The following is a 13,874-nucleotide window of genomic DNA, read 5'->3' as shown; positions in this document are numbered from 1 at the left end:
GCGGCGCCACTGGCAGGGCCGGCGCCGAAATACCGTCACCCACGCGCATCCCGACGGGATTCCGTACAGCACGCACGACCTGCCGCCATGGCCGCTGACCACGAATCAATGACTTGGCGGGCGTAATCGTCAAAATCCCGCGCTTGCGTAGGGGTTTTCCCTACACGGTGTCGGGAGCACCACCAACACCCTCAGGAACCCCCCGATTCCGCCCTTGCCGGATCAAAAGCAAGATGTGTTCCACAAGGCGTCGGGGAGCGGCGCCGGGGAACCACGATGAAGGCTTCACTCTCGACCCAGCTGGGCCAACAACTTCACCTCACCCCGCAGTTGCTGCAGTCGATCCGGCTGCTGCAGCTCGACGGCCTGCACCTGGAACAGGAAATCCAGCGCCTGCTGGACTCCAATCCGCTGCTGGAAATCGAAGACGCCGAAGCGCCCGCCGCCGAAGCTACCGATCCGGCCACCACCACGCTGGATACGGCCGCGTTCGACGAACTGCCCGAATCCTCGATGTGGGAGGTGTCCGGCGCCAACTGGCAGGACGGCGACGACGACCGCATGGCGCGCATCGCCGCGGGCGAGTCGAGCGACCCGCAGCTGCGCGTGCTGCAGCGCCTGGCGCTGGACCTGGACGAGCACGAACTGGCCGTGGCCGCATTCTGGCTGGAACACTGCGACGATGCCGGCTACCTGCAGGCACCGCTGGCGCAGCTGCAGCTGCTGGCCAGTGCGCAGTTCGACATCGATGCCGACGGCGTTGAAGCTGTCCGCCAGCACCTGCTGCAGGGCGAGCCGGCCGGCATGGCCGCGCAGGACCTGCGCGAATCGCTGCTGGCCCAGCTGTGCAGCCTGCACGGCGTGGTGCCGGCCCGGCATCTGGCTGCGCGCATCCTGCAGGGCGCGCTCGATGCCTTGGCCGCGCACGACTACCCCGCCCTCGCCCGCCAGCACGATGCCGAGATCGAGGACGTGCGCGAAGCCGTCCGCCTGATCCTGTCGCTGCAGCCGCGCCCGGGCGACAGCCTGCTGCCCGAGCGCAATGCAGTGGTGGTGCCGGACGTGGTCGCCTGGCACGCCGACGAACAATGGAAGGTGGCGCTGAACCCGGCCACCAGCCGCCGGGTGTCGATCAACAGCCAGTACGAGCAGGCCCTGGCCGACAGCGGCGAGGCAGCCCCGGCCCTGCGCGAGATGCTGCAGGAGGCACGCTGGTTCAGCCGCGGCCTGTCGATGCGTTACGACACCCTGCTGCGCACCGCGCGGGTGATCGTCGAGCGCCAGGCAGCCTTCCTGGTGCGTGGCGAGGAAGCCATGGCACCGCTGACCCTGAAGGAAGTAGCCGAAGAAATCGGCATGCACGAATCCACCGTTTCGCGCATCACCACCGGCAAGTACCTGCAGACCCCGCGCGGCACCTTCGAACTCAAGCACTTCTTCGCCGTGCGCCTGGAAGGGGCCAGCGTGTCCGGCCAGGCGGTCAAGGCCATGGTCCGCCGCCTGATCGACGCCGAACCGGCCGGACGCCCGCTGGCGGACGAGGCCATCGCTGGCCTGCTGTCCCGCCAAGGGGTGAACATTGCCCGTCGAACCGTCGCAAAATACCGCGAACAACTGGATATCGCCCCGGCCCGCGAACGGCGCCGGGTCAACGCCAGGCAACCGCAGCTGGCCCGGGTGGGCTGAAAAGGATGTTGGACATGAACAAGCTCACAGTTCTGCTGGTCGATGACCATGAGGGCTTCATCAACGCGGCCATGCGCCACTTCCGCAAGATCGACTGGCTGCAGATCGTCGGCAGCGCCGGCAACGGCCTGGAAGCGATCGAGCGCTCGGAAAGCCTGCGCCCGCAGGTGGTGCTGATGGATCTGGCGATGCCGGAAATGGGCGGCCTGCAGGCCACCCGCCTGATCAAGTCGCAGGATGATGCACCGTACATCGTGATCGCCAGCCACTTCGATGACGTCGAGCATCGCGAGCACGCACTGCGCGCCGGCGCCGACAACTTCGTCAGCAAGCTGTCCTACATCCAGGAAGTCATGCCGATCCTGGAAGGCCTCAGGGAGGAACGGTCGTGAGCGAATCGCGCATCCTGGTACTGGACAACGACGCGGTGCGTGCCGAGCGCACCGTGGCCCTGCTGGAATTCATGGACTTCAACCCGCGCTGGGTTTCCGACGCGGCCGATTTCGACCTGACGCGCCAGCGCCAGAACGACTGGATGGCGGTGATCGTCGGCAGCCTGGACGACAGTGCCGCCAGCACCGCCCTGTACGCCTGGCTGGGTGGCAGCAGCCTGCCTCCGCCGGTGCTGCTGGCCGACGGTGACGCGACCGCGTTCGCGCAGCGGCATGGCCTGCACGAAGCCAACATCTGGCCACTGGAAGCGCCGCTGCGCCATGCGCAGATGGAAGCCCTTCTGCGCCGCGCCAGCCTCAAGCGCCTGGATGCCGAACACCAGGCGGGTGCCGTGCAGGACCAAGGCCCGACCGGCAACGGTCCGGCGGTCTGTGCACTGCGCACGATGATCGAACAGGTCGCCGCGTTCGACACCACCGTGCTGGTGCTGGGCGAATCGGGCACGGGCAAGGAAGTGGTCTCGCGCAGCATCCACCAGCGCTCGCCGCGCCGCGACGGTCCGTTCGTGGCGATCAACTGCGGCGCGATTCCGGCCGAACTGCTGGAAAGCGAGCTGTTCGGCCACGAGAAAGGTGCCTTCACCGGCGCGCTGACCGCACGCAAGGGCCGTTTCGAAATGGCCGAGGGCGGCACCCTGCTGCTCGATGAGATCGGCGACATGAGCCTGCCGATGCAGGTCAAGCTGCTGCGCGTGCTGCAGGAGCGCAGCTTCGAGCGCGTCGGCGGCAACCAGACCATCCGCTGCAACGTGCGGGTGATCGCCGCAACCCATCGCGACCTGGAAAGCCGCATTGCCGATGGCAAGTTCCGCGAGGACCTGTTCTATCGCCTCAACGTGTTCCCGATCGATGTGCCGGCCCTGCGCGAACGTCGCGAAGACCTGCCGGCGCTGGTGGAAACCATCGCAACCCAGCTGGCGCGCACCGGCCGCGGCGAAGTGCGCTTCACCCCGGAAGCGCTGCAGGCGCTGGCTGGCTACGAGTGGCCGGGCAACGTGCGCGAACTGACCAACCTGGTCGAGCGCCTGGCCGTGCTGCACCCGGGTGGCTCGGTGCGCGTGCAGGACCTGCCGGCACGCTACCGCGGCGACGCCGCGCTGGCCGTACCCGCTGTGGTCACGGCCGCTCCGGTGGTCGCCAGCGAAGAACGCCTGGACCTGCGCAGCTTCTCGTTCCACACCCCGGGCAGCGGCAACCAGCCGGCGCTGGAACACGGCATCGCCGTCAATCGCCCAGCGGCACCGGCGGCGCTGCCCGACGAAGGCATGGATCTGCGCAACCACATGGCCAACATCGAACTGGGCCTGATCAACGAAGCACTGGAACGCACCCAGGGCGTGGTCGCCCACGCCGCCCAGCTGCTCGGCCTGCGCCGCACCACCCTGGTGGAAAAGCTGCGCAAGTACGGCATCGAACGCGAAGCGGCCGAACTGGCCAGCTGACACGCGTTGCCAGCATGAAGGGGGCACGAACGCCTGGGCTTGCCCGGGCGTTGGTGTTTGTGGGGGTCCGCCTGATGCGCGGGCGGGTCCGACGGTTCCATGGCAGCGGCCGGATTGCTCAGTAGATCCACGCCATGCGTGGATGACGGGCGACGGTACCGAGAATATTTCGCTGCATTTGCACGTTTTCCTACAGACAACGCAACCGCACCGCGGAGCATGACAAGGACAGCCCAACGAGGTTCCGCCATGCATCGCCTGACTCTGCTTGCCGCCCTGCTCTGCCCGGCCCTGGCCACAGCCGCCGACTGCGCCCTGCCCACGACACTGGACCAACAGCAGTTCACCAATCTCAGCGATCCGCTGTATCAGCCGGACAACCCCAATGCCGGACGCATGGTGCAGGTCAGCTTCGGCAGCAATCAGTACGTGCTGCACATCCTCGGCACCGACCTCCGCATCGGCGGCAGCTACCGTTACCAGCAACTGGCTCCGCACATTGCGGAAATCCAGATGACAGAAGCCCACCCCGCCGGCCCCGCCCGCTACACCCTGCTGCTGACCTGCCTGACAAACCACCAGGGCCGCTTCATCTACACCCAGCACGACGGCCCCATCGCCCCACGCCAGCGCCAGAATTCCGGCCGCTGGACCCTGCAGCCATAGGCCAAAAAACCGACGCCGGTGAAATGACGCGTCACACGCCTCGAGAGCAGCATTCATGCATGGCGTGGATCAAGCGTGTCGACCAAGGTCGACACCTACCAAGAGCAGCGTGCCGACCAACGGTCAGCCCCACCAACAGCAGCGGGAAGCTGTCGAAGGCGGGGTGGGTCCGGTTGCGGGGGTGTCCGCGGCATGGATGCCGCGGCCAAGCCCCCATGGAAGGGTTTACGGCGTCCCCCGCCACCGGACCCACCCCGCCATCCCACAGGAACCCCGACTCTGCTTCGGCTGTTGCTGTTGAGGTTGCCGGCCAGCGGCCGGCACTACCGCGGGGCGCGGGGTGCAACCCCGCAAAGCAACACCCCCCTCACTTCACTGAACCGATCAGCCATTTCGGCACGGCACTTGCACTAGCTCCAGCAGACACCCCCATCCCTGTTTCTGGAACCGTTGCAGATGTCCCACTCCGTCACTTCGATCCTTTCCCAGATCCGCTCCTACCAGACCCAGGTAGGACAGCCCGCGCTCAACCCGCTGGCCGAAGCGCCGCGTAGCAATGCCCTGCCGGGCACGGTGCTGGATGCGCCGCAGGTCCAGCCTGCCAGCTTCACCGAAACCCTGCGCGGCGCCATCGCCGGCGTCAACGATGCGCAACAGAAATCCGGCGCGCTGGCCAAGGCCTTCGAACTGGGTGAACCCGGCGCCGACCTGGCCAAGGTGATGGTCGCCTCGCAGCAGTCCCAGATCGCCTTCCGCGCCACCGTGGAAGTCCGTAACCGTCTCGTCCAGGCTTACCAGGACGTGATGAACATGCCGCTGTAAGGATAGAAACGCATGGCCCTGTCGCTCTCCAAGGAATCCCTGAACGCCGAAAAGGCGGGCCAGTGGTTCGACCGGCTGCAAAGCCTGCAGATCACCCGTCGGCTCGGACTGATGGCGATGATCGCCGTGGCCGTGGCGGCAGGCCTGTTCGTGTTCTTCTGGTCGCAGAAGCCGGGCATGGTGCCGCTGTACACCGGCCTGGACCAGAAGGCCACTGCTGAAGCGACCGACCTGCTGCGTGCCGCACAGATTCCGTTTCAGCTGGACCCGGCCACCGGTGGCATCACCGTGCCGGAAAAGAACCTGCACGATGCCCGCCTGAAACTGGCGGGCTCGGGCCTGACCGACAGCGGCAAGCTCGGTTTCGAGCTGATGGAGCGCGACCCCGGTTTCGGCGTCAGCCAGTTCGTGGAAAGCGCGCGCTACCAGCACGCGCTGGAAACCGAGCTGTCGCGCACCATCAATACGCTGCGCCCGGTACGCGATTCGCGTGTGCACCTGGCCATCCCCAAGCCCAGTGCGTTCACCCGCCAGCGTGATGTGGCCAGTGCCTCGGTCACCCTTGAACTGCGTGGCGGCCAGCAGCTGGAACGCAGCCAGGTCGATGCAATCGTGCACATGGTTGCTGCAGCCATTCCCGATCTGGCGCCGGAACGGGTGACCGTGGTCGACCAGAGCGGTCGCATGCTCAGCGTCAGCGACCCGAACAGCGAAGCGGCCGTCAACGCCGCCCAGTTCGAACAGGTGCGCCGCCAGGAAACCTCGTTCAACCAGCGCATCCGCGAACTGCTGGAACCGATGACCGGCCCGGGCCGGGTCAATCCGGAAGTCAGCGTCGACATGGACTTCTCGGTGACTGAAGAAGCGCGCGAGCTGTACAACGGCGAGCCGCAGAAGCTGCGCAGCGAGCAGATGAGCGAGAACAGCAGCAGTACGCCGGGCCCGCAGGGCGTGCCGGGTGCGACCAGCAACAGCCCGCCGGGTCAGGCCGCTGCACCGGCTACCGCGCAGGCGCCGACCGAAAGCAGCAAGAACGCGACCCGCAACTACGAGCTGGACCGTACCCTGCAGCACACCCGTCAGCCGGCCGGCCGCATCAAGCGCGTGTCGGTGGCGGTGCTGGTGGACAACGTGCCGCGGGCCGGCGCCAACGGCAAGGTTGCACCGCAGCCGCTGTCGGCAGCAGAACTGACCCGGGTCGAGGCACTGGTCAAGCAAGCCGTCGGTTTCAGCGCCGAGCGCGGCGACACCGTGTCGGTGATGAATGCCCCGTTCGTGCGTGATACCACGCCGGTGGAAGGCCCGGCCTGGTGGGAACTGCCGTGGGTGCACGATGCCGGCCGCATGCTGCTGGGTGCGCTGGTGGTGATGGCGCTGCTGTTCGGCGTGCTGCGCCCGGCACTGCGCGGCATCACCGGGCAGAACCGCAAGAACGAAGAACTGGCGCTGGAACCGCACACCGCGGACGTGCAGCTGGTCGATGACGATGGCACCCCGCTGCCGGCGCTCGGCGCCGACCGGGCAAGCCTGGGCGGGCCGGAAGCGCTGGCCCTGCCGGTGGATTCTTATGAGGAACGATTGCGGATGGCCCGTGAAGCCGTGAAGACCGACTCCAAGCGCGTGGCCCAGGTGGTCAAGGGCTGGGTGGCCAATGACTGAGGTCGCGCCCCTGACCGGCGTGCAGCGCGCCGCCGTCCTGTTGCTGTCGCTGGGTGAACTGGACGCGGCCGAAGTGCTGCGCCACATGGAGCCGAAGGAGGTGCAGAAGATCGGCATCGCCATGGCCACCATGTCCGACATCACCCGCGAACAGGTGGAACGGGTGATGGACCAGTTCAGCCAGGAACTGGGCTCGAAGACCTCGCTGGGCGTGGGCTCGGACGACTACATCCGCAACATGCTGGTGCAGGCGCTGGGCAGCGAGAAGGCCGGCAACCTGATCGACCGCATCCTGCTGGGCCGCAACACCACCGGCCTGGACGCACTGAAGTGGATGGACCCTCGTGCGGTGGCCGACCTGGTGCGCAACGAGCACCCGCAGATCATCGCCATCGTGATGGCGCACCTGGAAACCGACCAGGCTGCCGACGCGCTGAAGCTGCTGCCCGAGCGCACCCGCGTGGACGTGCTGCTGCGCATCGCCACCCTCGACGGCATTCCGCCCAATGCGCTGAACGAACTCAACGAGATCATGGAACGCCAGTTCGCCGGCAACCAGAACCTGAAGTCGTCCAACATCGGCGGCGTGCAGTGCGCGGCCAACATCCTCAACTTCATGGACAGCGGCCAGGACCAGGCGATCCTGGGCGAGATCGCGCGCATCGACGCACCGCTGAGTGGCCGCATCCAGGACCTGATGTTCGTGTTCGACGACCTGGTGGACCTGGACGACCGCGAGATGCAGCTGGTGCTGCGCGAAGTGAGCGGCGAGCGACTGGGCCTGGCCCTGCGCGGCGCCGACATCAAGGTGCGCGACAAGATCACCCGCAACATGTCCCAGCGTGCAGCCGAGATCCTGCTGGAAGACATGGAAGCGCGCGGCCCGGTCCGCCTGTCCGACGTGGAAGTGGCGCAGCGCGAGATCCTGGCCATCGTCAAGCGCATGGCCGATGAGGGCACTGTCACCATCGGCGGCAGCGCGGAGGCGATGCTGTGAGCAACGTCGTGCGCTGGCTTGCCCCGGACCTGCTGGCCCAGCCCGAACCGGTGCTGGACCACGACGAGGCCTTCGAACTCACCGAGCCGGACCCGGAGCATGAGCCGGAGCCGCCGCTGCAGCTGCCGACCCTGGAGGAGATCCAGGCGATCCAGGACAGCGCCGAGAAGGAAGGTTTCGATCATGGCCACGCCGATGGCTTCAGCCAGGGCCAGGCCGAGGTGCGCCGCTTGGTCGCGCAGATCGAAGGCATCCTCGACAACTTCGGCCGGCCGCTGGCGCGTCTGGAAAATGAGGTGGTCGGCGCCCTCGGCGAACTGGCGGTACGCATCGCCGGTGCGCTGGTAGGCCGTGCCTACGAGGCCGATCCGGCGCTGCTGGGAGAACTGGTAGGCGAGGCGATTGACGCCGTCGGCGGCAGCAACCGCGAGGTGGAAGTGCGTCTGCACCCCGATGACATCACTGCCCTCGCCCCATTGCTGAACCTGTCGCCGCAGCAGCGCCTGGTGCCTGACACCAGCCTGAGCCGTGGCGACCTGCGCGTGCATGCCGAGGCCGTACGCATCGACGGCACCCTGGAAGCCCGCCTGCGCGGCGCGCTGGACGCCGTGATCCGCCAGACCGGAGCCATCGCATGAACACCGAGACCGCTTCGCCGCCGTCGCCGCCGGCCGACTGGGCCGTTGCCCGCAATCTGCGCCTGGCCAACCGCCTGGACGGCCTGAAGGTCGACACCGCGCACGGTCGCGGGCTGATCCGCGAAGGCGTGCTGCGCCGAGCAGTCGGCCTGACCCTGGAGGCGGTCGGCTGCGAAGCGCCGCTCGGCGCCAGCTGCAAGGTGGAAGTGGTTGACGGCGGCTGGGTCGATGCCGAAGTGGTCGGCTTCGCCGGCGAACGCACCTACCTGATGCCCAGCGCCGAACTGCACGGGCTGCTGCCGAATGCGCGGGTGGTGCCATCCGCCCGTCGTGGCGGCGTGGAAGTGGGCGAAGGCCTGCTCGGCCGTGTCATCGACAGCGATGGCGTACCGCTGGATGGCAAGGGCCCGATCCGCGCTGAAGGCCACGTCGGCATGGCCGGCGTTTCGATCAATCCGCTGGCACGCGAACCGATCACCCAGCCACTGGACGTAGGCGTGCGCGCGATCAATGCGCTGCTGCCGATCGGCCGCGGCCAGCGTGTGGGCCTGTTCGCCGGCTCCGGCGTCGGCAAGTCGACGTTGCTGGGCATGATGACCCGCTACACCGCCGCCGACGTGATCGTGGTCGGCCTGATCGGCGAGCGTGGCCGCGAAGTACGCGATTTCGTTGAAAGCACCCTGGGCGAGGAAGGCCTGCGCCGCGCGGTGGTGGTGGCCAGCCCGGCCGACCGGCCGCCGCTGGCCCGCCTGCATGGCGCCTACCGCGCCACCGCCATCGCCGAATGGTTCCGCGACCAGGGCCTGAACGTCTTGCTGCTGATGGATTCGCTGACCCGCTTCGCGCAGGCCCAGCGCGAGATCGGCCTGTCGGTGGGCGAGCCGCCCACCACCCGCGGCTATCCGCCATCGGTGTTCGCCAAGCTGCCGGCACTGGTGGAACGTGCAGGCAACGGCGCCAAGGGGCGCGGTTCGATCACCGCCTTCTACACCGTGCTGACCGAGGGCGACGATCCGCAGGATCCGATCGCCGATGCCGCGCGCGCGATTCTTGACGGCCACATCCTGCTCTCGCGCCGGGTGGCCGACAGCGGCCTGTACCCCGCCATCGACGTGGAATCGTCGGTCAGCCGCGTGGTCACGGAAATCGCCGACGAACCGTGGCGCCTGCGCATCCGCAAGTTGAAACGGCTGGTCTCGGCCTACTCGGCCAACCGCGACCTGATCGCCATCGGCGCCTATCAGCGCGGCAACGACGCGGCGACCGATGAAGCCCTTGAGCGCTGGCCGGAAATCATGGAATTCCTCGGCCAGGATGTGGCCAAGGCCGCAGATCTACCGCACAGCCAGGCGGCGTTGCAGCGCCTGGTGGAACAAGAGAACGAGAGGCTGACATGATCCAGTCCAAGCGCATCGACCCCCTGCTGAAGCGGGCCCAGGAACACGAGGACGCGGTCGCCCGCGACCTGGCCGAACGCCAGAACGTGCTCGACACCCATCTGTCGCGCCTGGACGAACTGCGCCGCTACGCCGAGGAGTACGCCAACGCGCAGATGGCCGCGACCAGCCCGGCGCAGCTGTTGAACCGGCGCGCATTCCTGGACCGGCTGGACAGCGCGGTGGAACAGCAGCAGCAGACCGTCAACGGCAACCTCGAAAAAGTGGAGGCCGAACGCGCGCGCCTGATCCTGGCCAGCCGTGACAAGGCCGTGCTGGAGCAGCTGGCCGCCAGCTACCGCGCGCAGGAAAAAGTGGTGACCGACCGCCGCGACCAGCGCGAGATGGATGACATCGGCGCACGCCGCGCGCGCCTGGCGCAGACCGAAGACCAGGACGATGGCGAGCAGGGAGGCCGGTCGTGATGCCCTCCCCGTTGAGCAGCAACGCCAGCGCACCGACGCCCGGCGGCAGTGGCAATGCCGGCAGCGCACGCGCCTCGCGCAGCGATTCCGGCAAGGATTTCGGCCAGATGCTGCAGGGCGGCGGCGCGTCGACCGCCACTCCCGGTACCGCGACAAACGCCAGCAATCCGGCAACACCGGCGAACGCTGCAACAACCCCCGACGGCAACCCGGGCAAGGCGACGCCGCGGCCGACCGACGGCGACGCAGCCGCCACGGATGCCAGCACAGCGACACCTGCTGTACCGGCAACATCGGCAGCCAGCGACGACAAGGACACACCGGCCAACGCGGACGACGCGCCCTGGCCGCCACTCGGATTGGCCGGCCTGATGCTGGCCGTGCCCACCGGCGTCGATCCGGCGCCTGTGCTGCCGCCGCCAGCGGCCAGCGATGCCGAAGGTGGCGCGCTGCCCTCCGCTGCACTGGCACCCGCGGCCGCCGCAGTGGCGACCAACGCGAGCCAGGGCGCGGCAGCGCCGGCCGCCAGCGCTCCGGCATCCGCTGCCGGCGATGATGAGGCCAGTGGCCTGCCGTTGCCGGAGCTGGTGATGGGGGGCAAGGCATTGGATCGTGCCGACGACGGTGACAGCCTGCAGATCGGCGACCGCGCACCTCCGGCACCGCTGCAGCCCCCCCTGCCCGCCGCCCTGCAGGACCTGAAGGCCGCACTGGCCAGCAATGCCATCTTCAATGGCGAACCCACGCCGAAGCCGGTGCTGGGGGATGATGGTTTCGACCAGGCCATCGGCGCGCGCATCGGCTGGCTGGCCGACCAGAAGATCGGCCATGCCCATATCCGCCTCAACCCTGAAGACCTGGGGCCGGTGGACGTGCGCCTGCAGATGAACGGTGACAAGGTCCATGCCAGCTTCAGCAGCCCGCATGTGGATGTACGCCAGGCGCTGGAAAGCAGCCTGCCGCGCCTGCGTGAACTGCTCGGCGAGCAGGGCTTCCAGCTGGCCCATGCCGATGTCGGCCAGCAGCACAGTGGCGACGGCACTCCGGGCAGCCCGACGGGCGGCGGCGGTCGCGGTGGTGACGGAGAACCGTCACTGGGCGACACCACGGTGTCGGCGTCGCAGCTGATCCGCCAGCGCGGGTTGTTGGACGCGTACGCCTGACAGGCGTGCCAACCAAGGTTGGCACCCACCAGAGCGGGACGGTCGGCACCTACCAGAACACGGGTAGCGCCGGCCATGCCCGGCGGATTCCCGACATTCCGCCGGGCATGGCCCGGCGCTGCCGATATGAACACCCGACGGAATTCCGTCACCGCCCTCTCCGGCCACTCCGGCACGCCCCTTGCATATCCCGGTGAAGCAACCCTCAGGAGCTTCACCCCGTGGCCGCAGCCGCTGACAAAACCAAGAAGACCGCCGACAAGGACAAGACCGCCAAGCCGCGCAGTCCGATCCTGATCACCGCCCTGGTCGCCGTACTGGCCGCCGGTGCCGCCGGTGGCGGCGTCTGGTTCTTCACCCAGTCCAAGCACGAAGACAAGACCGCGCAGGCGCCGAAGAAGACCACCACTCCGGCCCCGGCCCAGTACTTCGCGCTGGAACCGGCATTCGTGGTCAACCTCAACGGCTCGATCGACGGCCCGCGCTACCTGCAGGTGGAAGTGCAGCTGATGACCCGCGATCCGGCCGCGCTGGAAGCGATCAAGACCCATGCCCCGGCCATCCGCGCGCGCCTGCTGATGCTGTTCTCGCAGGTCAGCCCGCAGCAGATCGCCGACATCGCCGGCAAGCAGAAGCTGCAGGCCGATTCGCTGGCCGAAGTGCAGAAGGTGCTGAAGGCCGAGACCGGCAGCAACGGTGCCGACGACCTGCTCTTCACCAGCTTCGTGACCCAGTAAGGGCTCCCCGATGAATGACCTGCTGTCCCAGGATGAGATCGATGCCCTGTTGCATGGCGTGGACAGTGGCGCGGTCGAAACCGAGCCGGACGCCCCCAGTGGCGAAGCACGCTCCTACGATTTCGCCAGCCAGGACCGCATCATCCGCGGTCGCATGCCGACCCTGGAAATGGTCCACGAGCGTTTTGCGCGCCTGTGGCGGATCGGCCTGTTCAACCTGATCCGGCGTTCGGCCGAACTGTCCGTGCGCGGCATCGAGCTGATCAAGTTCAACGACTACATGCACTCGCTGTATGTGCCGACCAACCTGAACCTGATCCGCTTCAAGCCACTGCGCGGCACCGGCCTGATCGTGTTCGAACCGACCTTGGTGTTCGCCATCGTCGACAACTTCTTCGGTGGCGACGGGCGCTATCCGACGCGCATCGAAGGTCGYGAATTCACCGCAACCGAAATGCGAGTGATCCACCTGCTGCTGAAGCAGACCTTCGCCGACCTGCGTGAAGCGTGGGCACCGGTGATGGACGTGGAATTCGAGTACATCAACTCGGAGATCAACCCGCACTTCGCCAACATCGTGACGCCGCGCGAGTACGTGGTGGTGTGCCGCCTGCATGTCGAACTCGACGGCGGTGGCGGTGACATCCACGTGACCCTGCCCTACTCGATGCTGGAGCCGATCCGCGAACTGCTCGACGCCGGCATCCAGAGCGACCGCAACGACCGCGACGAGAGCTGGGGCCGCACCCTGCGCGAGCAGCTCAACGTGGCCGAAGTCACCCTGTCCAGCGTACTGGCCAGCAAGCGCATGACCCTGCGCGACCTGACCCGGCTGAAGGTCGGCGACATCCTGCCGATCGACCTGAGCCCGCAGGTGCCGCTGTGCGTGGAGAACATCCCGGTGTTCACCGGTGAGTTCGGCGTCGCCAACGGCATGAACGCCGTAAAGATCACCGCTACCCATCCGCCGGGCACCCGTCCGCGCGTACCCGTCATCCAAGAAGACCCGCAATGAACGATATCGACGCCCTCGAACCGACCCCGGCCCAGTTCAGCAACCTGCAGGCCGATGAAGCGACCGGCCCGGATTTGAACCTGGACGTGATCCTCGATGTGCCGGTGACGCTGTCGCTGGAAGTCGGCCGCGCCCGCCTGCCGATCCGCAACCTGCTGCAGCTCAACCAGGGTTCGGTGGTTGAGCTGGAACGGGGCGCCGGCGAATCGCTGGACGTGTTCGTCAACGGCACGCTGATCGCCCATGGCGAAGTGGTGGTGATCAACGACCGCTTCGGCGTGCGCCTGACCGATGTGGTCAGTCCCAGCGAGCGGATCCGGAGACTGCGTTGAGCCTGCTCGCCGCCACCACCCTGGCCGTCGCCAAGACGGCCCCGCAGATCGGCCAGCATGCGCCGGCCGCACCGAGCCTGTTCGGTGCGGTGCTGGCCCTGCTGGCAGTGCTGGCCCTGGTCATCGGCCTGGGCTGGCTGCTCAAGCGCTTGCCCGGCAGCGGCTTCCGCCCGGTCGAGGGCATGAAGCTGGTGGCGAGCCTGAATGTCGGCGCCAAGGAACGCGTGGTGGTGGTCGAGGTCAATGGCCAGCAACTGCTGCTGGGCGTCACCGCCGGTGGCATCAACGCCCTGCACACCCTGCCCGAGCCGCTGCCACCGCCTGCGCCGGTGCGCGTACCCGACCTGAAGAACCTGCCGAATTTCGCCCAGCTGCTGCAACAGCGGCTGCGCAAGGACCCCTGA

General features: G+C 67.6%; 15 protein-coding genes. All 15 read left to right on the top strand.

Features of this window, described 5'->3' with window-relative positions; all coding sequences use genetic code 11:
• The first annotated feature begins 276 nt into the window (after positions 1 to 276).
• The 15 genes from rpoN (at position 277) to fliO (ending at position 13,874) form a co-directional block, all read left to right on the top strand.
• Positions 277 to 1,686, top strand: coding sequence for an RNA polymerase factor sigma-54 (rpoN, locus tag AB4Y98_RS00555; RefSeq protein WP_025879001.1), 1,410 nt, complete (start codon positions 277 to 279; stop codon positions 1,684 to 1,686).
• Between the two features lie 14 nt (positions 1,687 to 1,700).
• Positions 1,701 to 2,078, top strand: coding sequence for a response regulator (locus tag AB4Y98_RS00550; protein ID WP_025879000.1), 378 nt, complete (start codon positions 1,701 to 1,703; stop codon positions 2,076 to 2,078).
• The gene (locus AB4Y98_RS00545) at positions 2,075 to 3,580 is read left to right on the top strand and encodes a sigma-54 dependent transcriptional regulator (protein ID WP_363733176.1); all 1,506 of its coding nucleotides are present in this window, start codon (positions 2,075 to 2,077) and stop codon (positions 3,578 to 3,580) included. Before AB4Y98_RS00550 ends, AB4Y98_RS00545 begins: the two co-directional genes overlap by 4 nt.
• A 249-nt stretch (positions 3,581 to 3,829) precedes the next feature.
• On the top strand, positions 3,830 to 4,246 hold the full coding sequence (locus tag AB4Y98_RS00540) for a hypothetical protein (RefSeq protein ID WP_442243505.1): 417 nt from the start codon (positions 3,830 to 3,832) through the stop codon (positions 4,244 to 4,246).
• Between the two features lie 456 nt (positions 4,247 to 4,702).
• Positions 4,703 to 5,068: a flagellar hook-basal body complex protein FliE gene (fliE, locus tag AB4Y98_RS00535; protein WP_025878997.1), complete on the top strand. Its 366-nt coding sequence runs from the start codon at positions 4,703 to 4,705 to the stop codon at positions 5,066 to 5,068.
• A 12-nt stretch (positions 5,069 to 5,080) separates the two neighbouring features.
• Positions 5,081 to 6,727 (top strand): flagellar basal-body MS-ring/collar protein FliF, encoded by a 1,647-nt coding sequence (fliF, locus tag AB4Y98_RS00530; protein WP_099818398.1) that lies wholly within the window; start codon positions 5,081 to 5,083, stop codon positions 6,725 to 6,727.
• 10 nt (positions 6,728 to 6,737) lie between these two features.
• Positions 6,738 to 7,724, top strand: coding sequence for a flagellar motor switch protein FliG (gene fliG / locus AB4Y98_RS00525; protein WP_025878995.1), 987 nt, complete (start codon positions 6,738 to 6,740; stop codon positions 7,722 to 7,724).
• Positions 7,721 to 8,362, top strand: a complete 642-nt coding sequence (locus AB4Y98_RS00520; protein WP_425541327.1) for a FliH/SctL family protein — start codon at positions 7,721 to 7,723, stop codon at positions 8,360 to 8,362. Before fliG ends, AB4Y98_RS00520 begins: the two co-directional genes overlap by 4 nt.
• Complete coding sequence (locus AB4Y98_RS00515; RefSeq protein WP_363733172.1) at positions 8,359 to 9,759, top strand: FliI/YscN family ATPase; 1,401 nt, start codon at positions 8,359 to 8,361, stop codon at positions 9,757 to 9,759. Before AB4Y98_RS00520 ends, AB4Y98_RS00515 begins: the two co-directional genes overlap by 4 nt.
• Entirely contained in the window at positions 9,756 to 10,223 is a 468-nt protein-coding gene (fliJ, locus tag AB4Y98_RS00510) for a flagellar export protein FliJ (RefSeq protein ID WP_025878992.1), read from the top strand. Before AB4Y98_RS00515 ends, fliJ begins: the two co-directional genes overlap by 4 nt.
• Positions 10,223 to 11,386, top strand: coding sequence for a flagellar hook-length control protein FliK (locus AB4Y98_RS00505; protein WP_442243504.1), 1,164 nt, complete (start codon positions 10,223 to 10,225; stop codon positions 11,384 to 11,386). The genes fliJ and AB4Y98_RS00505 overlap by 1 nt, the downstream gene beginning before the upstream one ends.
• A gap of 221 nt (positions 11,387 to 11,607) precedes the next feature.
• Positions 11,608 to 12,123 carry a flagellar basal body-associated FliL family protein gene (locus AB4Y98_RS00500; RefSeq protein ID WP_025878990.1) on the top strand — a complete coding sequence of 172 codons (516 nt, stop codon included), beginning with the start codon at positions 11,608 to 11,610 and terminating at the stop codon, positions 12,121 to 12,123.
• Positions 12,124 to 12,133: 10 nt separating this feature from the next.
• Positions 12,134 to 13,138 (top strand): flagellar motor switch protein FliM, encoded by a 1,005-nt coding sequence (gene fliM / locus AB4Y98_RS00495; RefSeq protein ID WP_025878989.1) that lies wholly within the window; start codon positions 12,134 to 12,136, stop codon positions 13,136 to 13,138.
• Entirely contained in the window at positions 13,135 to 13,470 is a 336-nt protein-coding gene (fliN, locus tag AB4Y98_RS00490) for a flagellar motor switch protein FliN (RefSeq protein WP_025878988.1), read from the top strand. Before fliM ends, fliN begins: the two co-directional genes overlap by 4 nt.
• Positions 13,467 to 13,874 carry a flagellar biosynthetic protein FliO gene (gene fliO / locus AB4Y98_RS00485; protein WP_442243503.1) on the top strand — a complete coding sequence of 136 codons (408 nt, stop codon included), beginning with the start codon at positions 13,467 to 13,469 and terminating at the stop codon, positions 13,872 to 13,874. Before fliN ends, fliO begins: the two co-directional genes overlap by 4 nt.

This window comes from Stenotrophomonas sp. 2YAF26, assembly GCF_052114625.1.
Classification (GTDB): Bacteria; Pseudomonadota; Gammaproteobacteria; order Xanthomonadales; family Xanthomonadaceae; genus Stenotrophomonas; species Stenotrophomonas indicatrix.
The sequence above is the reverse complement of the archived record's forward strand: the minus strand, read 5'-3'. Positions and strand labels throughout refer to the sequence as shown.